29 protein-coding genes and 1 pseudogene are annotated in these 22,403 nt (G+C 34.3%); 26 read left to right on the top strand and 4 right to left on the bottom strand.

All coding sequences use genetic code 11. The features are described from left to right. Window position 1 precedes the first annotated feature (1 nt). From IJI93_RS03950 to IJI93_RS03935, 4 genes are all read left to right on the top strand, one after another. The gene (locus tag IJI93_RS03950) at window positions 2-1,129 is read left to right on the top strand and encodes a TIGR04083 family peptide-modifying radical SAM enzyme (RefSeq protein WP_366513277.1); all 1,128 of its coding nucleotides are present in this window, start codon (window positions 2-4) and stop codon (window positions 1,127-1,129) included. A gap of 12 nt (window positions 1,130-1,141) precedes the next feature. Then, complete coding sequence (locus tag IJI93_RS03945) at window positions 1,142-1,267, top strand: hypothetical protein (protein WP_292820220.1); 126 nt, start codon at window positions 1,142-1,144, stop codon at window positions 1,265-1,267. A gap of 255 nt (window positions 1,268-1,522) precedes the next feature. After that, window positions 1,523-3,568 carry a cation-translocating P-type ATPase gene (locus IJI93_RS03940; RefSeq protein WP_292820217.1) on the top strand — a complete coding sequence of 682 codons (2,046 nt, stop codon included), beginning with the start codon at window positions 1,523-1,525 and terminating at the stop codon, window positions 3,566-3,568. 65 nt (window positions 3,569-3,633) lie between these two features. Then, entirely contained in the window at window positions 3,634-4,623 is a 990-nt protein-coding gene (locus IJI93_RS03935; RefSeq protein WP_292820214.1) for an ATP phosphoribosyltransferase, read from the top strand. Window positions 4,624-4,720: 97 nt separating this feature from the next. Here IJI93_RS03935 and IJI93_RS03930 read toward each other — a convergent pair whose 3' ends face one another. Beyond that, a complete protein-coding gene (locus tag IJI93_RS03930) occupies window positions 4,721-5,956 on the bottom strand; it encodes an RNA-guided endonuclease TnpB family protein (RefSeq protein ID WP_292820211.1) in 1,236 nt (411 codons plus the stop codon). Between the two features lie 213 nt (window positions 5,957-6,169). Here IJI93_RS03930 and IJI93_RS03925 point away from each other — a divergent pair, with 213 nt between their 5' ends. Genes IJI93_RS03925 through IJI93_RS03915 form a run of 3 tightly spaced genes read left to right on the top strand, consistent with a single transcriptional unit; the run spans window position 6,170 to window position 8,543 of the window. Continuing rightward, complete coding sequence (locus tag IJI93_RS03925) at window positions 6,170-7,072, top strand: CBS domain-containing protein (RefSeq protein ID WP_292820208.1); 903 nt, start codon at window positions 6,170-6,172, stop codon at window positions 7,070-7,072. A gap of 19 nt (window positions 7,073-7,091) precedes the next feature. Continuing rightward, the gene (locus IJI93_RS03920) at window positions 7,092-8,015 is read left to right on the top strand and encodes a deoxyhypusine synthase (protein ID WP_292820205.1); all 924 of its coding nucleotides are present in this window, start codon (window positions 7,092-7,094) and stop codon (window positions 8,013-8,015) included. Next, window positions 8,016-8,543 (top strand): hypothetical protein, encoded by a 528-nt coding sequence (locus IJI93_RS03915; RefSeq protein ID WP_292820202.1) that lies wholly within the window; start codon window positions 8,016-8,018, stop codon window positions 8,541-8,543. A 39-nt stretch (window positions 8,544-8,582) separates the two neighbouring features. Here IJI93_RS03915 and IJI93_RS03910 read toward each other — a convergent pair whose 3' ends face one another. Together IJI93_RS03910 and pyrF are read right to left on the bottom strand one after the other, a co-directional pair. Further along, a complete protein-coding gene (locus IJI93_RS03910; protein WP_292820199.1) occupies window positions 8,583-8,825 on the bottom strand; it encodes a DUF5654 family protein in 243 nt (80 codons plus the stop codon). Between the two features lie 87 nt (window positions 8,826-8,912). Continuing rightward, complete coding sequence (gene pyrF, locus IJI93_RS03905) at window positions 8,913-9,560, bottom strand: orotidine-5'-phosphate decarboxylase (protein ID WP_292820196.1); 648 nt, start codon at window positions 9,558-9,560, stop codon at window positions 8,913-8,915. 197 nt (window positions 9,561-9,757) lie between these two features. Between pyrF and cbiM the strand changes: the two genes are divergently transcribed. From cbiM to IJI93_RS03815, 18 genes are all read left to right on the top strand, one after another. Beyond that, the gene (gene cbiM, locus IJI93_RS03900; protein ID WP_292820193.1) at window positions 9,758-10,423 is read left to right on the top strand and encodes a cobalt ECF transporter S component CbiM; all 666 of its coding nucleotides are present in this window, start codon (window positions 9,758-9,760) and stop codon (window positions 10,421-10,423) included. A gap of 10 nt (window positions 10,424-10,433) precedes the next feature. After that, the gene (locus IJI93_RS03895) at window positions 10,434-10,718 is read left to right on the top strand and encodes an energy-coupling factor ABC transporter substrate-binding protein (RefSeq protein WP_394355673.1); all 285 of its coding nucleotides are present in this window, start codon (window positions 10,434-10,436) and stop codon (window positions 10,716-10,718) included. Window positions 10,719-10,770: 52 nt separating this feature from the next. Further along, window positions 10,771-11,466 (top strand): cobalt ECF transporter T component CbiQ, encoded by a 696-nt coding sequence (gene cbiQ, locus IJI93_RS03890; RefSeq protein WP_292820189.1) that lies wholly within the window; start codon window positions 10,771-10,773, stop codon window positions 11,464-11,466. Continuing rightward, a complete protein-coding gene (locus tag IJI93_RS03885; RefSeq protein ID WP_292820186.1) occupies window positions 11,466-12,299 on the top strand; it encodes an ATP-binding cassette domain-containing protein in 834 nt (277 codons plus the stop codon). The genes cbiQ and IJI93_RS03885 overlap by 1 nt, the downstream gene beginning before the upstream one ends. Before the next feature lie 133 nt (window positions 12,300-12,432). Beyond that, entirely contained in the window at window positions 12,433-12,891 is a 459-nt protein-coding gene (gene ribC / locus IJI93_RS03880; RefSeq protein ID WP_067041664.1) for a riboflavin synthase, read from the top strand. Between the two features lie 15 nt (window positions 12,892-12,906). Further along, a complete protein-coding gene (locus IJI93_RS03875; protein WP_292820183.1) occupies window positions 12,907-13,602 on the top strand; it encodes a glycosyltransferase family 2 protein in 696 nt (231 codons plus the stop codon). A gap of 12 nt (window positions 13,603-13,614) precedes the next feature. Further along, window positions 13,615-13,980, top strand: coding sequence for a DUF2304 domain-containing protein (locus IJI93_RS03870; protein ID WP_292820180.1), 366 nt, complete (start codon window positions 13,615-13,617; stop codon window positions 13,978-13,980). A 5-nt stretch (window positions 13,981-13,985) separates the two neighbouring features. Continuing rightward, window positions 13,986-14,657, top strand: coding sequence for a (Fe-S)-binding protein (locus tag IJI93_RS03865; protein WP_292820177.1), 672 nt, complete (start codon window positions 13,986-13,988; stop codon window positions 14,655-14,657). Beyond that, on the top strand, window positions 14,644-15,846 hold the full coding sequence (locus IJI93_RS03860; RefSeq protein ID WP_292820174.1) for an LUD domain-containing protein: 1,203 nt from the start codon (window positions 14,644-14,646) through the stop codon (window positions 15,844-15,846). The genes IJI93_RS03865 and IJI93_RS03860 overlap by 14 nt, the downstream gene beginning before the upstream one ends. A gap of 91 nt (window positions 15,847-15,937) precedes the next feature. Continuing rightward, a complete protein-coding gene (locus tag IJI93_RS03855) occupies window positions 15,938-16,651 on the top strand; it encodes a (5-formylfuran-3-yl)methyl phosphate synthase (protein WP_292820171.1) in 714 nt (237 codons plus the stop codon). Window positions 16,652-16,663: 12 nt separating this feature from the next. After that, window positions 16,664-18,148 carry an IMP dehydrogenase gene (gene guaB / locus IJI93_RS03850; RefSeq protein WP_292820168.1) on the top strand — a complete coding sequence of 495 codons (1,485 nt, stop codon included), beginning with the start codon at window positions 16,664-16,666 and terminating at the stop codon, window positions 18,146-18,148. 231 nt (window positions 18,149-18,379) lie between these two features. Then, the gene (gene rpl37A / locus IJI93_RS03845) at window positions 18,380-18,649 is read left to right on the top strand and encodes a 50S ribosomal protein L37Ae (protein WP_292820165.1); all 270 of its coding nucleotides are present in this window, start codon (window positions 18,380-18,382) and stop codon (window positions 18,647-18,649) included. Between the two features lie 3 nt (window positions 18,650-18,652). Further along, the gene (locus IJI93_RS03840; protein ID WP_292608962.1) at window positions 18,653-18,784 is read left to right on the top strand and encodes a DNA-directed RNA polymerase subunit P; all 132 of its coding nucleotides are present in this window, start codon (window positions 18,653-18,655) and stop codon (window positions 18,782-18,784) included. A gap of 42 nt (window positions 18,785-18,826) precedes the next feature. After that, window positions 18,827-19,312 carry a Brix domain-containing protein gene (locus IJI93_RS03835; RefSeq protein WP_292820162.1) on the top strand — a complete coding sequence of 162 codons (486 nt, stop codon included), beginning with the start codon at window positions 18,827-18,829 and terminating at the stop codon, window positions 19,310-19,312. Then, complete coding sequence (locus IJI93_RS03830; protein ID WP_292820159.1) at window positions 19,305-19,571, top strand: KEOPS complex subunit Pcc1; 267 nt, start codon at window positions 19,305-19,307, stop codon at window positions 19,569-19,571. Before IJI93_RS03835 ends, IJI93_RS03830 begins: the two co-directional genes overlap by 8 nt. Window positions 19,572-19,612: 41 nt before the next feature. Next, window positions 19,613-19,960, top strand: a complete 348-nt coding sequence (locus IJI93_RS03825; RefSeq protein WP_292820156.1) for a prefoldin subunit beta — start codon at window positions 19,613-19,615, stop codon at window positions 19,958-19,960. Window positions 19,961-19,996: 36 nt separating this feature from the next. Next, window positions 19,997-20,281, top strand: coding sequence for a DUF3194 domain-containing protein (locus IJI93_RS03820; RefSeq protein WP_292820153.1), 285 nt, complete (start codon window positions 19,997-19,999; stop codon window positions 20,279-20,281). A 410-nt stretch (window positions 20,282-20,691) separates the two neighbouring features. Next, a complete protein-coding gene (locus IJI93_RS03815) occupies window positions 20,692-21,381 on the top strand; it encodes a HisA/HisF family protein (protein WP_292820151.1) in 690 nt (229 codons plus the stop codon). A gap of 332 nt (window positions 21,382-21,713) precedes the next feature. Here IJI93_RS03815 and IJI93_RS03810 read toward each other — a convergent pair whose 3' ends face one another. Then, window positions 21,714-21,893: a hypothetical protein gene (locus IJI93_RS03810; protein ID WP_292820148.1), complete on the bottom strand. Its 180-nt coding sequence runs from the start codon at window positions 21,891-21,893 to the stop codon at window positions 21,714-21,716. Window positions 21,894-22,163: 270 nt separating this feature from the next. Here IJI93_RS03810 and IJI93_RS03805 point away from each other — a divergent pair. Further along, window positions 22,164-22,403: pseudogene (locus IJI93_RS03805) on the top strand (site-specific integrase); the annotation flags it as partial.

Below are 22,403 nucleotides of genomic sequence, written 5' to 3'. Positions count from 1 at the left end.
AATGACATTTCATGTAATGATTATTCCCACACTCAATTGTCCATCAAACTGTAAATACTGTTGGGGTTCCGAAAACAAAAAAGAGATGATGGATACAGAAATTATTGACCAAATTATTGCTTGGTTAGATGATTTTAGGGATGATAAAGTCCATTTTACTTTCCACGGTGGCGAGCCGCTTTTAGCGGGTTATGACTTTTATGAATATTCATTAGAAAAACTATCGAAACTTGATAATTTCGAAGGATTTTCCCTTCAAAGCAACATTTGGCTTTTAACAGAAGAACTCATTGACTTATTTGTCAAATACAATGTTGTTGTAAGTACAAGTATTGACGGGCCAAAGGAAATTAATGATTATCAAAGGGGAGACGGTTACTTTGATAAAACAATGTCAAAATATGAGCTTGCCAAAAGCAAGGGATTGATTATTAACTTTGTTTTAACAGTCACTGAATATTCAAAAGATTTCTCAGATGAATTGTATGAATTCTTTAAAGGAGAAAAGATGAGCCTCAAGATTCATGCGGCCCTTCCATCTCTTAGGGGAGACAATGCAGATCCATGGGCACTCAACCAGGAAGAGCATGGAAAACTCTTGGTTGACTGGCTTGATAAATACCTTTATGATTTGGATAAGTTTTCGATAATGGATTTGGACCATATTTGTAAAAGTGCGTTAAGGCGTAGAGGAACCCTTTGTACATTTGCAGATTGCATTGGAACTACATTGGCTGTTGGAGCGGACGGTTCAATATATCCATGTTACAGATTTGTGGGAATGCCTGAATATGTATTGGGAAACGTTTCTGATAATCCAAGTTTTGATGATTTAAAAGCATCCGATGCATGGGCAAAGCTTCAGGAATTTAGGGATTACGTTGATGAAAACTGTAAAAAATGTAGATATGTGAAATATTGTGAAGGGGGATGCCCTTATAATGCAATTGTTGCACATAAAACCCCTCAAGCAGTTGATCCGCAATGTGATGCATATAAGATAATTTTTGGAGAAGTTTCAAAAAGGATGAATAAGGAATTCGCCAAATCAGCTTTTGGAATGGGTGTGCCTGCTGAGAGAAAAGAAGGAGAACCATTCAGTATAATGGATTTGGCAATGAAACCTTAATGTGTTGATAATATGATTTGTGATGACTGCAAACACATGGAATTTAGAGACAAATATAAAATTGTCTGCAAGATTAATGAACATCTGCTACTGGATGTCAAACAGTGCATGAATTTTGAAAAGAAAGAGGAAGACTAGATTTTCCTCAAATCTATTTTTTTTTGATTTAATTTTGAAAGTTATTATAGCTGCTGATTTATCGTGCTTTTTTTAATTTTGGATTTTTCATGAAAATTTTTTGAGTAATATTGAGTATATAAATGAACTCAAAAAAAGTAATACTTTTATATAACATGAAGTCAATACTATGTAACAGTAATACTGCATATATAAATGAACTTGAAAAAAGTAATACTTTTTTCTTTCGAATAACTATCAAAAGAAGGTGAAAATATGATTGATGAGATTATTGATTTTTTATTTGGCTTGAAAATGACTATCGTCTCCGCAATATTTCTCGTTATTGCAATTATTTTCATGATATTTGGAATTGACACTCCGATTTACTTGAATCCCGCATGGGGGGCAGTAATAATCAGTGGTATTCCAATGTTGCTTCTTGCTATGACTAGATTAATCCGTGAAAAATGGATTTCATCTGCACTTCTAATCGCAATTGCTATGGTAGCATCACTTTTGATTGGCGAGATTTTTGCAGCAGGTGAAGTTGCATGGATTATGGCACTAGGTGCCCTTTTAGAAGACTGGACAGTTGAGAGAGCTAAAAAAGGATTAAGGAATCTTATCAATCTAACTCCTCAAACTGGAAGAAGAATTGTAAACGGTCAGGAAGAAGTCATATCAGTAGATGAAATTAAGATTGGTGATACATTAAGAATACTTCCTGGCGAAAGCGTACCTGTAGACGGTGAAATCATTAGCGGTACTTCATCTCTTGACCAGTCAATCATGACTGGAGAATCACTGCCAATTGATAAGGAGGTGGGCGATGAGGTATTCTGCGGAACCATGAACATGTATGGTGCAATTGACATTAAGGCAACTAGTTTGGGTGAAAATTCATCACTTCAAAAGTTGATTGACCTTGTAAAGGCAGCCGATGAAAAGCAGGCTCCAACTCAAAGGATTGCCGATAAGTGGGCAACCTGGTTGGTTCCAATTGCATTATTAATAGCTATTGCCGCATGGTTACTAACAGGAGACATTGAAAGAGGAGTAACTGTTTTAGTGGTATTCTGCCCATGTGCATTGATACTTGCAACACCAACAGCTATTATGGCCGCCATTGGTCAGGCAACAAAATATGGAGTATTGATCAAATCCGGTGAAGCGCTGGAAACCTTAGGTGCTCTCAACACACTGGTATTTGATAAGACAGGTACATTGACATATGGTAACCTTCAGGTGTCAGACGTAATTCCTGCAGATGATGGCTTGTCTGAAAACGATTTGCTTAAAATGGTTGCATCCTGTGAAACTTTAAGTGAACATCCATTAGCTAAAGCTATTGTAAATAAAGCAAAAGAATTGGAAATGGATATTGAAGAACCTCAAGACTTCAAAATGTATCCTGGTAAAGGTGTTAGCTGTAATAACTCATATGGTACTGTTTATGCTGGAAACTCTAAATTTTTAGAAGAAAATAATATAAGTGTTGATGAAAGTTACTTGGACAAACTTAGAAGTGAGGGAAAAGCTTCAATCATCGTTGCATTAAATGATAAGGTTGCAGGTTTCATTGGATTATCTGATGTCATTCGTGAAGATTCTGCAAGCATGATTCAAAGTTTACATGATTTGGACACTGAGACTATATTACTTACAGGAGACAATACTGAAACTGCAAATTACTTTGCTTCTCAAGTTGGTATAGGTAAAGTTTATGGTAATCTTCTTCCTGAAGAAAAACTTTCTTGGATTGAAAAGCTTAAAAGTGAAGGTAAAAAGGTCTGTATGATTGGTGATGGTGTCAATGACGCCCCTGCCCTTAAAACAGCAGATGTAAGTGTGGCAATGGGGTCTGTTGGAAGTGATGTGGCTATTGAAGCTGCCGACATTGCACTTTTAGGAGATGACATTGGCAAAATTCCATATCTTAAGAAATTGTCCAACTCTACACTGTTTACTATTAAGGCAAACATTATAATTTCAATGGCAATTAATGCAGCAGCAATTGTCTGTTCTGTTTTAGGTTTGTTAAACCCAGTAACAGGAGCTATTGTTCACAATGCTGGATCATGTCTTGTTGTATTGAATGCTGCTTTGCTTTATGACAGAAAATTTGATGATTCAATTAAAAAAATCGACTCAGAAAATGTAGAGCACTCACATTATCATTTCCACAATGATGGGGAGCACACCCACTCCCATGATGGCATTGAAATCATTGATGAAATCGAAACTGATAGTGGTGTTAAACATATGCATGTTCACAAGCATGCTTTAAACAGACAAAGTTGTGAAGCTTATCACAACTAATTTTTTTCTTTTTTTTTCAAAACTAATATATAGTTTAATGAATAACCTTTATTGTAGGTATTATTATGAACGATAAAATAATTTTAGGACTTCCAAAGGGAAGTTTGAATAATGTTAAAAGAGGAAATACTTATCAACTTTTTGTTGATGCAGGTTATGAAGTTAAGGGATATGAACCTGGCGATGAATCTTATGAAATTGAAATTTTAAATGACAATGATATTATAGCTTTTTTAACCCGTCCGCAATCCACTCCTGTGGAGTTGAACAGGGGAATTATTGATATAGCTATTGTTGGTGAGGACTGGATTAAAGAGGAATCCGTTTTAAGAAAAACTGAAACTGTTAAGATTGGAGATTTGGATTATGGAAAGACCCGTTTGATTGTTGCAGTTCCTAAAGATTCTCCTTATGAAAACTTGTCTGATTTGTTCAGAGCAAACAAGGACAGGAAAACTCCTATTTTATGCTTTACTGAATATCCTAACTTGACTAGAAAGTTCATGATGGAAAATGAGGCATATCAGGAAATCTACGGTGATGCAGTACCGTTTGTTCAGGTTAGAGGTTTGACCCATGGTGACAATGAGATGGTGCAGGTCATCAACTCCGATGGGGCTACTGAAGTATACATTGCCAAAGGTGCGGATTTGATTGTTGACAATACTCAAACCGGAAGCAGTTTAAGAAAAGCAGGTCTAAAGGAAATAGAAACAATCCTTCATTCATCAGCGGGTCTTTATGCTGGCGTAAGCTGTACAGGCGAGAAACTTGAAAAGGCTCAAATGATTTATGAGCAGCTATTGGGGGCCATTACAGCTAAAAAATATTTTGATGTAAAGTTCAACATTGCAAACAACAAAATCGAGGAAGTTTCCAATTATCTTGTTGACAATAAGCTCTGTGCTGATGAGCCTACAATCACTCCTGGATCTGATTTCTCACAGATTAACGTGCTGATTCCTAAGGCAAAATTCCCTGAAATGGTGGATGCCATCAAAGGATTTGATGCGACTTCAATTATCAGAAATGATTTGAAACAATTGGTTGAATAATCATTTCATTTTCTTTATTTTTTTTAAAAATTTTTAATCTTCCTATTTTTCGAATTTCAAATTATCATTATAAATCGTTAACATTTTTGAACTACCTTTACATATGGATGTTAAGGATTCTTACTTCACGGGCTGTAGATGCTATTGCCTCTAGGATTACCGTGCTATCCCCCCAGTCCCTGAGGTTCATTAAATTCTCCATGTGGATTCTAAATCCTTCATGAAGTATGTTTTTTGCAGCATTTATGTCTCGGTCATGATGTTTTTTGCATTTTGGGCAAGTCCATTCTCTTTCTTCTAGTTTTAAGTTTTTGTTGTAGTATCCGCAGTTGTTGCAATTTTTGCTTGATGGAAACCATCGGTTGATTTGTATGAAATTTTTACCATACCAGTTGGATTTATACTTGATCTTTTCCACTAATGATGCCAATCCTATGCGATGTAGTTTGACGCTTTGATTTGTGTCTTGAAGCATGTCTTTGATGGATAGGTTTTCCATGCAGATTATGTCATATTTTTGCGTTATATAACGGCTTAGTTTGTGATATGCATCACGTATTTTATTATTTTTTTTATTTTGCCATTTCCAATAGGTTCTTTGGAGTTTCTGGTATCTTTTGCTACCATATTTTTTTCTTGAGAGTCTTTTTTGGCATTTTTTTATCATTTTTTCTTCATAAGTTAGTTCTAAATTGGTTATCTTTAGTCCGTTACTTAGAGTTGCTAATGATTTTAATCCCAAATCAATTCCAACTACATTTAATGTTTTTTCAAGGTATGTAACTGTTGTTTCGATGCTGAATACTGCATAATATTTGCCGTTTGATTTTTTAATAGTGACATTGTTTATTTTGATATTGCTGCTATTTAGTAATCGTTTGTATTCTTTACTGGTTCGATAATATACTGGCCCTATTTTAGGTAAAACGAGCATATTATCTTGTAATCGTATATTGTTATTGATGTTTTGTATTCTGAAAGATTGTTTGGGGTGTTTAGATTTAAAACGTGGGTAACCCGCATTTTTGTTAAAGAATTTTTTATATGCATTAATAAGATTACGAAACACCTGTTGCAAACTACTGGATTCACTTAAATAAAGAAAATCATGCTCCTTTTTAAGCATTGTCAACATAGCATTGAATGTAGTCATATTACACTTTAAACGAGTATATCCATGTTGTTTAAATAAAATATAGGTCTTTTGATATTCAGCTAATAAATGATTCCATGTAAAACGTGCATTACCAATATTTTGATTAATTTTACAAATCATATCCTCATCAGGATACAACCTCACAACCAAACCTTTATTAACCCATTTACAAACCATAAAATACAAACTCCAAATTATAATTGATGCAACAATAGTACATACAATAATTATATTAAGTTAATATGCATATATTAAAAATTAGAAAGAGCATTTGAAAAGTAACTCATGCTTTAATATTAGTGCAATTAATCTTTGACTTAAAGAAGTTGAGGTATTCTAGCATTATTAATTAATAAATAAGATTATATATTATTGAGATGGGGATATGATATGTTAACATCTGTACAAAAGGAAATTTTACAAACACTAATTAATTTATACCAATCCTCTGACGGTAAATCCATAAAGGGAGAAGATATTGCTGAGGTCATGGCAAGAAATCCGGGAACAATTCGTAACCAGATGCAATCTCTAAGAAGTCTTGGTTTAGTTAAGGGAGTGCCGGGTCCAAGAGGAGGATATAAGCCAACTATCGAAGCTTACCATTCTTTAAATATTACAGTTTCAGATCAGGATTCCAAAGTACCTATTTATAAAAATGGGGAAAGAATGGAAGATATTTCCGTTGCACGAATTGAATTTACAAGTGTTCCGCAACCAACCGAGTGTGAAGCTGCAATCAAGGTTTTAGGAAGCATCAAGGATTTAAATTTAGGCGACATTGTCAGGATTGGCCCGACTCCGGTTAACAATTTAGGAGTAATGGGTGAAATTGTAGGAAGGGATGATTTAGACAATATTCTTCTGGTCGATACAACCACAATCAGAAGCATTCCTAAAAAAACCGTAGGGGACATTGCAAGCAAGGATGTAATTTCACTTTCTGTCGACTGCACAATCAAGAATGCTGCGAAAAAATTTGCTGAAAATGAAATTGATGGTGCTCCTGTAATGGAAAAAGGAAAAGTGGTAGGTGTATTTACTGTAACAGATCTTGTGAAGGCAATAGCTGAAGATAAGGATGAGTTAACAGTTGCTGATTTGATGTCACCTAATGTAGTCATTGTAAATGAGGATTTGAAAATTGCCAATGCAATTGAGGTAATGCTTAAAAAATCTATTTCAAGATTAATTGTCGCTGACAATGACCAGAACTTACTTGGAATTGTAACAAGAACAGATTTGATAAATATTATCACTAATTTAGAACAATTCCCAATTATTACAAACTAATTTTAATTCAAGTGATTTAATGAAGGTAAATCCAATTAATGTAGACAATGGTATGAAGGTCTCTGATTTGCTAGACCAATTTGACAAATCAGGCGTTTTAGGTGCCGGAAGGGTTTCAAGAGCCTGCAATATCTTAACTGAAATGATTAAAGATGAAGATATGAATGTATTCATGAGTCTTGGAGGTCCTTTAATTCCCGGCGGAATGAGAAATATAGTAACCAAGATGATTAATGAAGGCCATGTGGGATTAATAGTTTCCAGCGGGGCAAACATTACCCATGATTTGGTGGAAGCTTTCGGAGGAGCTCATTATCAGCATGAAGGAAGGGATGATGAGGATTTAAACGCCGACGGAATCGGAAGAATTGCAGATATTAATGTGGGGTCCGATGACTTTACGATTTTTGAAAGTGAAATAATTAAGATATTTGAAGAAATTTCCTCAAAAAAGAATGTCATCTCCATTCAGGAGCTTCTTTTTGAAATTGGACTTCTGATTGATGATGAAAACTCATTTGTAGGTGCCGCAGCAAGAAACAACGTTCCTATTTTTGCTCCGGGTCTGATTGACTCCATGATGGGTCTGCAGCTTTGGATTTTCAACCAGGACCATGACTTTGTTGTTGATGCAGTTGCGGATATGCATTATTTGTCAGATATAGTATTCGAATCAGAAAAGGTAGGTGCAATCCTTCTTGGAGGAGGCCTGACAAAACATTATACTCTGGCTTCCAATGTGATTAAAGGAGGTCTTGATTCAGCCATTCAGATTACCATGGACAGACCTGAAGCCGGAAGTTTGGGTGGAGCACCTCTTGAAGAGGCAAAATCTTGGGCAAAAGCCAAATGCGGATCTAATCTGGCTAGTGTTGTCGGGGATGTTACCGTCATTTTCCCATTGATTTATGCGGCAGCTTTAGATAAGATTAACAGTGATTAGATGAGTTACATTAGTTTGGCCATATTATTCATGCTGTCCGGATTTTTCATGAAGTATTCGGATGATCTTTTTGATGTTAGGCATGAAATCAGATTGGCTTCATTGATTGGAGTTTTATGCGGTGTTGCATCAGGATTTGCAACAGTTTACAGCATTGATGCAGCATATATATTCATTGCCATTTTAATAGGCAATCTGCTTGCATTGAAGGTTGATGGAATTCACCATGTTATTACATTGATCGTTTTTGTTTTGATTTGTCTTATATTTGGAATTCCGGAGTTAAGTCTGGTTATCCTGTTGATATGTATTTTGGCTGCGCTTTCAGATGAAGTTGGCCATGAATTAATTTCTAAAGCAACCGAAAACAAGTTCTTGAATCTGTTTTTTGAATATAGGTTTGTGATGAAGGTTGTTATTTTACTGTTGGCAATTTCAGGAATATTCAATATCTGGATATTCGTATGCTTCATATTATTTGAGATATCTTATGAAGTTGCCGGAATTGTTTTTGAAAAGTTGAATTAAAAAAAAGAAGTTAAAAAGGAATTAAAAATTCCTTTAATTTTATTCGTTTTCGATACCCATTCTACCTGCTACTCTAGCAATGAGTACGGTTACGACTACAGCAATTATAGTAACAGCAATAGCGTAAGTGAATAGACTTGGGAGTGCATCTCCTGCACCTATGATGGATTCAATCAATTTTTGAATTGCACTGTTCCATGCTTCACCTGCTACAAATGCGAATGCAGTTGTAATTAATGCTAAAATTGTTTCCATAATTAATTTTGTTACTTCGTTTGCCATTTTTTATCACCTCATTTAACTTATTTTAATGTTCACTTTATAAGAACAATTATATTTTTATTTTTTTTTATTAAAATAGTTTGGCTTTTATTTGAGGGATTTTATCAAATCTTCGCATGACTGTTTTGGATTTTCGGATTCGTAAATACTTCTTCCAACGATTATTGCATTTGAATATTGGAGTGTTTTTTTACCATCGCCGCCCTGTTTTCCAACACCGGGGGATATAATAAATGCATCTTCACCGACGATATCCCGTATATCGCTCAATCTGTCGAGCCTTGTGGCCGGTGCTACGAAGTTAGTTATTTTCATATCGACTCCCATCTTGGCTATGGCATCTGCATTTTCCTGCAAAAACATTTTAGCGCCGGGATGTGACATTTCAGTAAGCAGAAACAGTTCTTTTTCGTGTTTGTCTGCCATGTCAAGACATGCCTGAACGCTATCTGATCCCACGAATCCGTGACAAATTATCGCATCTGCGCCTGCTTTGAATGTTTCATCACATATCTTTGAGTTTGTGGCGTCAATGTCTGCAACCTTGAAGTCACAGATTACCTTAAAGCCGAATTGATCTTTCAGGGTTTTTATTATCTCAAGACCTTCAGCCAATGCAAGCGGGTAACCTATTTTTATGGTGTCAATATAATCTTTTACATCACTGCAAATTTTGACGGCTTCACTTTCGCTCATCACATCAAGTGCCAAAATCAAGTCATTTTTAATTTCCATCTTATCATCTTTGCCTATTTTTTCTAATATTTTGTTAATTAACTCATTTTGTTTAAATTGTTACTAATAATATTTATATATAATAAACTATATAATTATCTTTATCAATAAAACTTTAATTTAAATTAATTATAATTTAAATTTTTATTGAATGTTTTGTCAATTAATATTGATAGGTTATTCGGAGGAAATTATTTATGCATATTATGGAAGGGTTCTTACCACCATTTTGGTGTGCTGTTTGGTATGTAATAGCAATCATTGTTGTGGCATACGGACTCTATGAAATTAAAAAGGTAGTAGATGAAACCCCTGAATCTAAAGCTTTACTTGCTGTAAGTGGAGCATTTATGTTCGTTATTTCATCTTTAAAGTTACCTTCTGTAACCGGAAGTTGTTCTCACCCAACTGGTAACGGTTTAGGTGCAGCTTTATTTGGACCTGCTGTAACTGGTGTTTTAGCAACTATTGTATTAATTTTCCAAGCTGTTTTACTCGCTCACGGAGGATTAACCACTTTAGGAGCAAACTGTGTATCAATGGGTATTGTAGGACCATTTGTCGGTTGGATTATATACAAACTATTGTTCAAAGCTGGAGTTCCATCTAAAATTAACATATTTTTAATTGCATTCATTGCAGATATTGTAACTTACATCGTAACTGCAATTCAATTAGGTTTAGCATTCCCTGAACCTACTACTATGGCTGCAATTACAAAATTCTTCTTAATCTTTGCTCCAACTCAGTTACCATTAGCAATCGCTGAAGGTTTATTAACTGTAATTATCTGGAACGGATTAATGAGTTACAAACCTAAATTATTAAACAAATTAGGTGCAATTTCAGATAATGAGTTATAAGGTGAATATTATGAAATATGAAAATATTATATTAGCAGTAATTGTTCTTATTATATTAATTGTGCCTTTAGCAATGTACTCTGGTCTTGGTGAAGATGAAGGGTACTTCGGTGGTTCTGACGATCAAGGATCAGATGGTGTTTCTGAAACTGGATACGAACCATGGTTTGAATCATTTTGGGAACCTCCAAGTGGTGAAATAGAAAGTTTATTATTTGCTGTCCAAGCAGCTATTGGAGCAATCATTATTGGTTACTTCTTTGGTTACTGGAGAGGACAAGGTAAAGAAGAATAATTAATTAATTATTCTTTTACTTTTTTTTATTTTTTTTAAGAGGGTTGTTTAATTGAAATTTGATATTGATTATATAGCACATAATAATAGATTATCTGATTTTAACATGTATGTTAAGGTAATTGTTGCAATTGGTTTGATGGTTGCCACATTAATTTTGGATAATTTAACACTCGATGTTATAGTATTTGTTTTAATGGCCATATTGGTATTGGGTGTGGCTAGAGTCTCTTTAAAATCATATCTTAAGTTTCTAACAATTCCAATAGTTTTTGCAGTTATTACATGTTTGTTTTTATTATTTTTCTTTGGACAGGGTGAATTAATTTATGATACTGGATTGTGGGGCATAGGAATAACTCAATCTTCCCTTGATTTGGCAATTACAACATTTTGCCGTTGTTTTGCATGTTTTTCATGTTTGGGTTTTTTAACATTAACAACACCTATTGCAGATATTCTTCAGTGTTTGCATATAGTTAAAGTTCCAGTAATTTTCATTGATATTGCGCTTTTGATGTATAACACAATATTCATATTTTTAGACCAATTAGACACAATGAGAAATGCTCAAGATACAAGGCTAGGTTATGTTGGTTCAAAAAGTACCTATAAATCATTAGGTATGTTATTCAGTAATTTGTTTTTCAGGTCATTAGATAAATCTGAAACATTACAATGTTCACTTGATTCTAGATGTTATCAAGGTTATTTGCCTGTTTATAAGCCGAAAAGGGGGAATAAATAATGTTAAAAGCAGAAAATATTTCTTATTCTTATGATGATGGAACACAAGCTTTAAAAAATATCAATTTAAATGTTGAAAAGGGGGAAATGGTTTCTCTTCTTGGAAAGAATGGTGCAGGCAAATCTACATTATTCTTGCATTTCAATGGAATTTATAAAGCTGACAGTGGTAAAATCTTCATAGATGGTGAAGAATTAAAACACGATAAAAAAAGTTTAGTATATTTTAGACAAAAAATTGGAATTGTTTTTCAAAATCCGGATGATCAACTTTTTGCACCTACTGTTGAAGAGGATGTGGCTTTCGGACCTTTGAATTTAGGGTTATCTCAAGAAGAAACTCAGAAAAGGGTCACTGAAGCTCTTGAAAGAGTTGATATGGCAGGTTTTGAAAGGAAGGCTCCTCATCATTTGAGTGGAGGTCAGAAAAAAAGAGTTGCTATTGCCGGAATATTGGCTATGCGGCCTGAAATAATGGTTTTAGATGAACCAACATCTGGTCTTGACCCTAAAGGAGCATCAGATATCTTGAAATTATTATATGAACTTAATGAAGAAGGTATGACTATTATTATTTCAACTCACGATGTTGATTTGGTGCCAATCTATTCAAGCAAAGTTTATGTAATAAGTTCTGGGGAGATAATCAAGTCAGGAACTCCAAAAGAAGTATTTGGGGATATTGAATTAGTCAGAAAAGCTAATTTAAGACTTCCGAGAGTTGCTCATTTATTTGAAATCTTGGATAAGAAAGACGGTTTCGATTTAAATGGTGATTATCCTTTAACTATTTCAGAAGCTAGAAGAAAAGCTAATGAGTTACACAGTAAATAATTTTTTTTTAACTCATTTTTATATAATATTTTTTACATCTAAAGTATTACTCTCAGTAATAATTAATAATACTTTCTTATTTTTAAATAAACATTTATATTAATAATTACATATTCTTTTATAAGGTGAATATATGAGAATTGGTATTTGTGATACAACATTTGCTCGTTTTGATATGGCGGCAGCCGCAATCGATGAGCTTAAAAACAATGCTTATGATTTAAAGATAATACGCCAAACAGTTCCGGGGGTTAAGGACTTGCCTGTAACCGCTAAAATTCTCATTGAAGAAGAAAATTGCGATATTGTAATGGCATTGGGAATGCCGGGACCTATGGAAAAGGATAAGATGTGTGCTCATGAAGCATCAACAGGCCTTATAAATGCACAGCTTATGACAAACACCCATATTCTGGAGGTATTTGTACATGAGGATGAAGAGGAAGACCCTGTTGAACTCGCCAAACTTGCAGAAAACAGGGCTCGTGAACATGCGCAGAACCTAATCAAAATGATGTATCACAGAAAGGCAATGAGAAAAGAGGCAGGCATGGGAATGCGCGAAGGAAAAGAGGACGCAGGTCCATTATAAAATTTATAGATTATTATGTCAGATTCAAAAGATGAAATTTTTGTTGTTGTTCCAGCATATAATGAAGAAAAAACAGTTTCCCAGATTATAGAGGGAATTGCTAATGAAGGCTATAATGTTGTGCTTGTAAATGATGGATCTAGTGATAACACTTTAAATTTGGCAATAGAATCCAAAACGAAATATCCTAATCAAATATTCATAGTTTCACATGTAATCAACAGAGGTCTGGGTGCTGCATTAAAGACAGGCATGGAAACTGCAATCAGAAAGGATGCTAAATATATCCTGACTTTTGATGCAGACGGCCAGCATGCCATTGAGGATATAGTTAAGGTAGCCAAACCTCTTCAGGAAGGCAAGGCTGATGCATGCATTGGTGCAAGGCCTCTGAAGGATATGCCAATTTCAAAGAGTTTTGCAAATTTTGTAATGAACTTTTTAACCTTGATATTTTATGGAAGAAATGTCAGAGACTCACAAAGCGGCCTGAGGGCATTCACTGCCGATGCGGCAAGCCAAATAAACATTGTTTCATCAGGTTATGCAGTATCTTCGGAATTCATAAAAGAAATTTCCGATAAGAATTTCAGATTGGAAGAGGTTACAATAACTACAATATACACTCCCGAAACACAGCATAAGGGAACAGATGCAATTGTAGGGTTAAAAATTTTATTTAAAATGATTTTAGACTTATTTAGAATTTAAAAATTTTAGAAGGTGTTTTTTATTATAGGTTCACTACATTTATACCAGATAATACTTGTATTAATCGCGATTTTCACAATAATTTTTGCATATCAGAGACTTAGAAATAAAAAAAGTACTCCTGCAGCTTTTGTTTTATGGATAATTATTTGGATTTTCCTATTGCTGTTTGCATTCAAACCGGATATCACTATTCCTCTTGCCGATTTGTTCGGTTTTGGTAGGGGTATAGATTTGCTGCTTATAGTGGGTGTTTTATTATCACTCTATTTAGGCTTCAGACTATATATCAAATTTGATGATATGAATCAGCAGATTAATGATTTGGTCCGTGAATTGGCTATCCGCAATGAAATTGAATTGGATGAGGATGAATAGATTACATGTTATATTTTAGAGGATGCACTGCACGCGAAAAGTTGACAGGAATTCAGGATGCAACTGAAAAATTGCTGAATTTGGCTCGTGTGGACTATCATATTTTGGATGATGAAAAGTGCTGTGGATCTGTTTTGCTTAGAACCGGTTTTGAGGATGAGGCTCAAAAACAGATTGATAAAAACACCGAAATTCTTAAAGGTGAGCAAATATTAACCTCATGTGCAGGTTGCTTTAAAACACTTAATCAGGATTATGAAGGATTGGACGTAATTCATATATCTCAACTTTTGGACAGTTTAATTAAAGAGGGCAAGCTTAATTTTTCCAGACAAGATTTGAAAGTAACTTATCATGATTCCTGTCATTTGGGACGTCATTTAAATGTTTTTGACGAACCCCGTGATGTAATAAGAAGCGTTGCCGATTTGGTGGAAATGGATAATGTCCGTGAAGACAGCATATGCTGCGGTGCAGGCGGTGGAGTTAAATCTGCTTATCCTGAAATTGCAGATGAAATGGCAAAGATAAGGATTAATCAGGCAAAGGATACTGAATGTGAAATTTTATTGACTCCATGTCCATTCTGCAAGCTTAATTTAGAAAACGATGATTTGGAAGTTTTGGATTTGACTGAATTTTTAGTAAAGTATGGTGATGCTTATGGAAGCCAGTGAACTTGAAACAATGAGAAAATCATTCAACACAGTTAAAAAAAGATCCAGCGAAATTAAGGATTCGCCTTCCGCTAAAAGATTACAGTCAAGAGTCCGTGAAATAAAAAAGGAATCTATTGACTGCAAGGATGAACTTTTAACTCAGGCCATCGATTCATTCAAACGCAATGACATTGAGGTCAGATTGGCCGAAAATGATGATGAGGCATTGGAAATCATTTATGAACTGCTTCAGGAATATGATTCTAAGGTCATTGCCAAAGCTAAATCAAATACCCTGGGCGAAATCAACCTTAAAATGGAGTTGCCGAAAAGGGGTTATGAAGTCGTTGAAACTGACTTGGGAGATAGGATACTTCAGCTGAAACGTAAAGACAACAAGCCGGTTCATCCGACAGGACCAGCTTCACATTTGAATATCTCAAAAATTACAGACATTGTCAACGAGTCTTTGGATGCAAATGTCAATCCCGAAGCTCATGAAATAATGGAACTTGTAAGGCAAGATGTACTAAATCGCCTAGAAAGTGCAAGAGTAGGTATAAGTGGAGCCAACGCAATAGCTGCCGAAGAGGGATCCATTGTAATGGTTCACAACGAGGGCAATATTTCGATAGTTTCCCTTAAAGATTTGCATATAATCGTAGCTGGAATCGATAAAATAGTGCCTACATTGGAAGATGCAATCTCTGTTGTCAAACTTGAAACAATTTTTGCAACTGGAAACTATGTAACCTCCTATATGAATGTTGTTTCAGGTCCTTCAAAAACCGCCGACATTGAAAAGAAACTTTTGAAAAACATGTATGGTGCTGAAAAGGTTGCAGTGATTCTTTTGGATAATGGAAGAAGCCAAGCGACTCCTGAATGCCTTTATTGTATAGGTTGTGGAAACTGTGTTGTCAACTGTCCTGTTTACAATGCTGTTGGAAATGAGTTCGGATTCAACAATTATTTGGGTGGCCGTGGTGTTGCAATGTCCAAATTCATTGAGGATGATGAAACATGCTTCAATTCAGGCCTTTACATGTGTACATTATGTGGATTGTGCACTCTCAACTGTCCTGTAGCTATTCCAACCAATGAAATAATAGAAAACATGAGGAAATTGTCTGCTGATGTTGGATTTTATCCTAAGGCTCATGGCAAAATCAAAGAGAATATTTCTAAAAATGATTCTCCATATTAACACTATTTTTTTTTAAAAAAACAATAATCTTATAAATAATAAAGAAGTAATATTATTATATTATAATATTATATTTTATTGGAGGAAATTTATGCTTCTATTAATAAGCCCTATAAATCATGAAGAAGCTCTAGAATCTATTAAAGGCGGAGCAGATATTGTCGATGTAAAAAATCCTAAAGAAGGTTCTTTAGGAGCTAATTTCCCGTGGGTTATTAAGGAAATTAGAGAGTTAACTCCTGAAGACAAGCTAGTAAGTGCCACTTTAGGTGATGTGCCATACAAACCGGGAACAGTTTCTCTTGCGGCAATGGGAGCTCACGTTTCTGGTGCTGATTATATTAAAGTTGGATTATACGGAACAAAAAATCATGACGAAGCGGTTGAAGTCATGGAAAATGTCGTAAAAACTGTAAAAGATATTAGTGAAGACACAATTATTGTAGCTGCAGGATATGCCGATGCACATCGTGTTGGTGCAGTGGATCCTATGGAAATTCCAAAAGTGGCTAAAGATGCAGGATGCGACCTGGCAATGCTTGACACTGCAGTTAAGGATGGCCATACATTATTTGATTATTTGGATATTGAAAAATTACAGGAATTTGTTGACGAAGCTCACAGCTATGGTCTGTTAACAGCACTCGCAGGATCCGTCAAAAAAGACCAATTAAAACCATTGCATGATATAGGATGTGATGTTGTTGGAATTAGGGGAGCTGCCTGCGTAGGCGGTGACAGGAATACTGGTAAAATCCACCACACTGCTGTAGCTGAATTGAAAGAGTTATGCGATTCATTTTAGATAGGTGTTAATATGTCATTTTCAAAAAAAGTTCAAGAAGCAAGAATGTCTTATACCTTTGACGATTTTCTTTTAACTCCAAATGCAAGTTATGTTGAACCTAAAGACATTGATACTACAATTGAATTGGGTAAAGGAATCAAATTAAATATCCCTGTTTTAAGTGCGGCAATGGATACCGTAACTGAAGCGGATCTTGCAATTGCAATGGCACAGCAAGGGGGTATAGGAGTACTTCACAGAAACATCTCACAGGAAAGACAGGTTGAAGAAGTTAAAAAGGTAAAGAATGCTGAAGATTTAACAATTAGGGATGTTATTACTATTTCTCCGGGTTCTACCGTTGCTGAAGCAGAGACTGTAATGCAAAATGAACTCATTAGTGGTTTGCCGGTCGTTGATGATGATAGAATAATGGGAATTATCTCAAAAAGAGACATCAGGCCGTTTTTAAAATCAGAACCAAATACCGAAATTAAGGATATCATGACATCTGATGTTGTGACTGTTGAAGAGGGAGTCACTGCTGAGGAAGCTTTAAACATCGCTTATGACAATAAAGTTGAAAGGCTGCCTGTTGTTCGTGACGGTAAATTGGTTGGAATCATTACTATTAAAGATATATTAAATCAAGCCCAATATCCTAATGCAGCTCGCGATAAAGACGGTAACTTTTTGGTTGCTGCAGCATGTGGTCCTTTTGATTTAGACAGGGCAATGGCACTTGACCAGGCAGGTGCGGACATTATTTCCATTGACTGTGCTCATGCTCATAACATGAATGTTGTCAAATTCACACAAACCATCAAAGACAATATTGATGCGGAATTATGTGTAGGTAACATTGCTACTGCTGAAGCTGCTGAAGATTTGATATCCATGGGTGTGGATGCACTTAAGGTTGGTATCGGTCCGGGTTCAATGTGTACCACTCGTATTGTAGCTGGTGTAGGTGTGCCTCAACTTACTGCTATTTCTGATGTTGCTGATGCTGCTCGTGATTCTGGAGTTCCAGTAATTGCGGATGGTGGTATAAGATACTCAGGTGATGTTGCAAAGGCGATTGGTGCAGGTGCAGATGCAGTAATGCTTGGAAACTTGCTTGCAGCATCTTTGGAAGCTCCTGGTGACATTGTTGTGATGAACGGTAAGCAATATAAAAAATACCGTGGAATGGGATCCATGGGTGCTATGACCAGTGAATTTGACGGTGGGGCTGACAGGTACTTCCAAGGCCAAAAAAGTAAAATGAACCACACCAAATATGTTCCTGAAGGAATTGAAGGTGCAGTACCATATAGGGGAACAATTGCAGAAATATTGTTCCAGTTAGTGGGCGGTTTAAAATCATCAATGGGTTACTGTGGAGCAAAGGATATTGCTGCAATGAAAGAAAATGCAAGATTTGTTAGAATCACAAGCAGCGGTATTAAGGAATCACATCCTCATGACTTGTTGATTACTAACGAAAGTCCTAATTATCCAACACTTGAATAAGTTGGATAATATTTTATTATTTTTTGATTGGGCATTATTTTCTTCAAAAGATAATATTTAATAATTTTTTTGATTTGTTTTTTCTTAAAATTCCTATTTTTAAGAAAACATTTAAATATTAGTTAATCTAATATTATTACATTAGATAATTTTATGATTATTTTTAGATAATCAATGTAAATTCTTTTAATTTACATTATTACAAATTTCATTATTATGGAGAGATATTAAATGGCAAGAACTAAAAAAGTAGGTATCACAGGAAGGTTTGGTCCAAGATACGGAAGAAAAGCAAAAAGATCTGTTAAAATCATCGAAGAAAACATGAAAAAGAATCATGTTTGTCCTAAATGTGATAGACCTTATGTAAAAAGACAAGCTGCTGGAATTTGGAAATGCAGAAAATGTGGTGCAGTATTCACCGGTGGAGCTTACGTTCCACAAACTCCAATGGCAAAATCTGCAGCACGCAGTATCAGAGACATTAAAGTGGAGGAATAGGCTTTGTATAGATGTCCACGTTGTGGAGCTGAAGTAGACCATAAGAGCTACATGGAAAATAAATGTCCTAAATGCAGATATAGGATTTTATTCAAAAATGTTCCCGAAACAACTAGAGTTATAAAAGCAAGATAATTTATCTGCTTTACTTTATTTTTTTACTATTTTTGATTTTATATGTTAATTTCAACTTCTAGAAAGCCTTCTCAAAAAACAAGGAAGTTCTGTAAGAATTTAGCACGCTGCACAGATTCCACTTCAGTGAATAGGGGAAAAATGAACATGCGTGAACTTCTCCTGAAGGCATTGGAATTGGATGAATTTAACTTGGCTATTGTAAATGAGATTAAGGGAAATCCAAGCAAAATAACGTTTTACTCCAATAGGGGTGAAGTTTTGCTTGTAATTCTTATAGGGGCTGCAATCGAAAATGAAAAGCTTAACATTGCTCCATCCAGATTGAAAATAGTTAGTGAAGTAGAAAAGCTTGATGTTTTAAGCGAAATATTGGATATAGATCTTGTCGATAAGGCTGATGACAATTATATATTAATCTCTAGCAGCGAGGACTTGGTGGCCAAAATTAACTTTGTCAATAAGTTTGGACAGGTTAACAAATTCCAAATTAACGTTAAAAAGGTTTTAGAGGTTTCACATGATTGAGGAAACTCCTCTTGAATCTGTCAAAAGTGATATAACTATTGAATTCGATAATAGTAAAGATGCTGAAATAATTTATGATTCTATAATTTTAGAGTTCGATACCGCTCCTGATTACCGGTCTTCGATGACCGTTGAACTGGATGGCAAAAATATTTTAATCAATATTGATGCGGAAGATTCCACTTCATTTAGAGCTTCCGTTAACTCTGCAATCAAATGGATTAAATTGGCATTGGAAATAAATAATTTAATAAATTAATACTCATATAAAATAATTTAAATAAAAAATAAGGTGATATTATGGAGATTCCTGAAAATATTCAACATCAATTAAATCAGTTTCAACAATTACAACAACAAGCTCAAGCTGTAACCATGCAGGTTCAAAATGTTGAAGTTCAAATTCAAGAAACTGAAAAAGCATTAGAAGAACTCAAAAAGACTGATGAAAATACCGAAGTATTCAAACAAGCAGGCACTTTACTCATTAAAGTGGAATATGCTGACGCTTTAGCTGAAATGGAAGATAAATTAGAAACTCTTGAGTTAAGAAAACAAACCATGGCTCGCCAAGAGGAAAGAGTCATGAAAAAACTCGAAGAAATGCAAGCTACCATTCAGGCTGCTATGCAAGGTATGGGCCAATAGGCTAATACTTTTATTTTCTTTTTTTTACGGATTTTCATGTCAAAGTTAAAGATATTAACCCAGGATGATTTGTCTAAAATTTCCGATGATTTCGGCGAAATCCTTGAGAGGGAAATTTCAAAGACAATTTCCACCAAAGAATTGGAAGATTTGGATTTGGATATAACTCTCAGCTATGAAAATGAGCAACTGGATGTTGACGTTGATGTAGGGGTTTTGTTTGATGAGCTTTCCGAGATTACACAAGACCAGATTATGAAAGCTATAGATGAAGCTTACTTGAAGTTCGACTCATATATCGATGAAAATTTCAGGGTCTGATTTTTTCATTCTTTTTTCTATTTTCTACTTTAATTTTTTCAATTGAACTTTATCAAGCAAATTTTATTCTTTTTTTGTAATTTTAGCTTGCCAAAAAAGTTCTAGTTTATAATCTTTTTTATTTACATATATTTTGTATAAATATTAATAATTTTTTTAAATATTTTTTAATTTATTAAGATTTTTTTATAAATTATATATTCAATTATACTTTAATTTTTTTAAACTTTAGTAACATTTATATAGTATGTAATTTAATTAATTAAATAGAGGTTCATAAAAACATATTTTTTATTTACCTAAATTGATCATTATTTTTTATTATCGAATTAGGCTAATTTCATTAGCTTAATTCACCTCCTTGGATTTTTTTAAAATTGTTAAATACTTCTTTTGTCTAATTTATAATTATGATTAAAAAAATTCCAGTAATAGATTTAAAACAGCACCAGGCAGTAAGCGGAAAATCCGGTATGAGGGACACATATCAACCGTTAAGGACTGTTTTTGCACCATCTTCCAATCCTGTTGAAATAGCTCAAGGATTGAAGTTAAACGGTGCCAGTGAAATGTATATTGCCGATTTGGATTTGATTGAATCAAACGGCCACAATATAAACGACATCAAGATGGTCAATTCGATTCTGCCGGTAATCTTTGACGGCGGGGTAAAAAACTGCGAATCATTTGAATTTTTCCTCGATTATGCCTATAAGATAATCATTCCAACAGAAACACTTGAAAGCATTGAAGAGATGGAAAAGATATTTGAAAAGTATCCCAAAGAAAGGATTGTCATAAGCGTTGACGTTAAAAATGATGAGCTTTTGTCCAAACACATGGACTTGAACTTGCTGGAGTTTAAGGAAATTCTTGAAAGGCTTAATCCGAATGAAATAATTCTTCTAGACATTACAGGCGTAGGCACAGAGAAGGGCTATAACAAAAAGCTTCTGGACATGTTTGAAGACATGAAAGATAAGCTGATTATTGCAGGCGGTTTGAATAAGGAATCATTAGGGGAGCTGGAATCCTTGGGTATAAAGAAAGTGCTGATTGGAACCAGTCTGCATTCGGGTGAAGTAAAACTTATGGAATAAGTTTACTTCAAATATGTCCTTTTTAAGCGGATATGGTAATTTGTATTACCAATTTTATTTTTTTAAAAAATAATTTTCATGTAAATTTGCCTGGGATTTAAAAGGCCAAATAATCAAGGATACTATTTTTTTGAATTTTCAATTACCATGCGCTTTTTTAAATTACATATGTTGAAAACAAAGCAACAACAACTCTTTTCACAGTTTAGGACAATGAAACTTATCTGGAATTTTGAGGTAAACTTATCTTTTAAAAAAATTTTCAATAAATTCATTGAAAATAAATGAATATTTCTAAAAAATCCATAAAGGATAGTTATTTAATAAAATTTCTAGATTAGAACTTTTAAAATTAGATATGGGAATACGCAGGCTATAACAAATAATGCAATACCTAAACCCAGTTTAGACCTATCTTCTTCTAAGGAACCAGATATTATGAATAAAACTCCAAAAAATCCAATAATCACTGGTAGAATATGAGAAAATATTGTTGTTCCAACTATTGCCATTTTAAATCACTACTTTATTTATTATTTTTTAAATTATTTAAATCTATTCGAAATATTGACTAAAGCCTATTTTAATTTTACTTATTGATAGTTTAAGGAACTTTTTTATTTTATTGTTGTAAATAGTAATAATCATGAGAATTGATACTCATCATCTCATATGAATGATACGACTCTTGTATTTTTCTGTACATCAAAAAAAAGAGCCATTACTTTTCAAACGCTCTCTACCCATAATCAGAAATAGAAAGGAGAAATAGAAATATGAATATGAACGATGAAGAAATTCTCAACGACTTCGTAAAAACACGAAACCTCAAACCAATCAGTAAAAAAGCATACCGTGCAAGTATAAAACTATACACTAATTTTCAAGAAATGTCCTTAGCAGAATTAATCAAAGAAGCAGAAACAGAAGAGGACCAAGGTGTGAGGTGGAAACGAAGAACACTCAAAAGAAGATTAATAAACTTCAGAACTTTTCTCGCTGAAAAATATTTGAAAAATTAT

This window comes from Methanobrevibacter sp., assembly GCF_017431965.1.
Taxonomy (GTDB): Archaea; Methanobacteriota; Methanobacteria; order Methanobacteriales; family Methanobacteriaceae; genus Methanocatella.
This window is presented reverse-complemented; position numbering and strand designations above follow the sequence as displayed.

What these genes read in the sequence shown, in the direction of transcription:
- IJI93_RS03950 (WP_366513277.1), top strand. Translation starts at nt 2, where the DNA reads ATGACATTTCATGTAATGATTATTCCCACACTCAATTGTCCATCAAAC.
- IJI93_RS03945 (WP_292820220.1), top strand. Translation starts at nt 1,142, where the DNA reads ATGATTTGTGATGACTGCAAACACATGGAATTTAGAGACAAATATAAA.
- IJI93_RS03940 (WP_292820217.1), top strand. Translation starts at nt 1,523, where the DNA reads ATGATTGATGAGATTATTGATTTTTTATTTGGCTTGAAAATGACTATC.
- IJI93_RS03935 (WP_292820214.1), top strand. Translation starts at nt 3,634, where the DNA reads ATGAACGATAAAATAATTTTAGGACTTCCAAAGGGAAGTTTGAATAAT.
- IJI93_RS03930 (WP_292820211.1), bottom strand. Translation starts at nt 5,956, where the DNA reads ATGGTTTGTAAATGGGTTAATAAAGGTTTGGTTGTGAGGTTGTATCCT.
- IJI93_RS03925 (WP_292820208.1), top strand. Translation starts at nt 6,170, where the DNA reads ATGTTAACATCTGTACAAAAGGAAATTTTACAAACACTAATTAATTTA.
- IJI93_RS03920 (WP_292820205.1), top strand. Translation starts at nt 7,092, where the DNA reads ATGAAGGTAAATCCAATTAATGTAGACAATGGTATGAAGGTCTCTGAT.
- IJI93_RS03915 (WP_292820202.1), top strand. Translation starts at nt 8,016, where the DNA reads ATGAGTTACATTAGTTTGGCCATATTATTCATGCTGTCCGGATTTTTC.
- IJI93_RS03910 (WP_292820199.1), bottom strand. Translation starts at nt 8,825, where the DNA reads ATGGCAAACGAAGTAACAAAATTAATTATGGAAACAATTTTAGCATTA.
- pyrF (WP_292820196.1), bottom strand. Translation starts at nt 9,560, where the DNA reads ATGGAAATTAAAAATGACTTGATTTTGGCACTTGATGTGATGAGCGAA.
- cbiM (WP_292820193.1), top strand. Translation starts at nt 9,758, where the DNA reads ATGCATATTATGGAAGGGTTCTTACCACCATTTTGGTGTGCTGTTTGG.
- IJI93_RS03895 (WP_394355673.1), top strand. Translation starts at nt 10,434, where the DNA reads ATGAAATATGAAAATATTATATTAGCAGTAATTGTTCTTATTATATTA.
- IJI93_RS03885 (WP_292820186.1), top strand. Translation starts at nt 11,466, where the DNA reads ATGTTAAAAGCAGAAAATATTTCTTATTCTTATGATGATGGAACACAA.
- ribC (WP_067041664.1), top strand. Translation starts at nt 12,433, where the DNA reads ATGAGAATTGGTATTTGTGATACAACATTTGCTCGTTTTGATATGGCG.
- IJI93_RS03875 (WP_292820183.1), top strand. Translation starts at nt 12,907, where the DNA reads ATGTCAGATTCAAAAGATGAAATTTTTGTTGTTGTTCCAGCATATAAT.
- IJI93_RS03865 (WP_292820177.1), top strand. Translation starts at nt 13,986, where the DNA reads ATGTTATATTTTAGAGGATGCACTGCACGCGAAAAGTTGACAGGAATT.
- IJI93_RS03860 (WP_292820174.1), top strand. Translation starts at nt 14,644, where the DNA reads ATGGAAGCCAGTGAACTTGAAACAATGAGAAAATCATTCAACACAGTT.
- IJI93_RS03855 (WP_292820171.1), top strand. Translation starts at nt 15,938, where the DNA reads ATGCTTCTATTAATAAGCCCTATAAATCATGAAGAAGCTCTAGAATCT.
- guaB (WP_292820168.1), top strand. Translation starts at nt 16,664, where the DNA reads ATGTCATTTTCAAAAAAAGTTCAAGAAGCAAGAATGTCTTATACCTTT.
- rpl37A (WP_292820165.1), top strand. Translation starts at nt 18,380, where the DNA reads ATGGCAAGAACTAAAAAAGTAGGTATCACAGGAAGGTTTGGTCCAAGA.
- IJI93_RS03835 (WP_292820162.1), top strand. Translation starts at nt 18,827, where the DNA reads ATGTTAATTTCAACTTCTAGAAAGCCTTCTCAAAAAACAAGGAAGTTC.
- IJI93_RS03830 (WP_292820159.1), top strand. Translation starts at nt 19,305, where the DNA reads ATGATTGAGGAAACTCCTCTTGAATCTGTCAAAAGTGATATAACTATT.
- IJI93_RS03825 (WP_292820156.1), top strand. Translation starts at nt 19,613, where the DNA reads ATGGAGATTCCTGAAAATATTCAACATCAATTAAATCAGTTTCAACAA.
- IJI93_RS03820 (WP_292820153.1), top strand. Translation starts at nt 19,997, where the DNA reads ATGTCAAAGTTAAAGATATTAACCCAGGATGATTTGTCTAAAATTTCC.
- IJI93_RS03815 (WP_292820151.1), top strand. Translation starts at nt 20,692, where the DNA reads ATGATTAAAAAAATTCCAGTAATAGATTTAAAACAGCACCAGGCAGTA.
- IJI93_RS03810 (WP_292820148.1), bottom strand. Translation starts at nt 21,893, where the DNA reads ATGGCAATAGTTGGAACAACAATATTTTCTCATATTCTACCAGTGATT.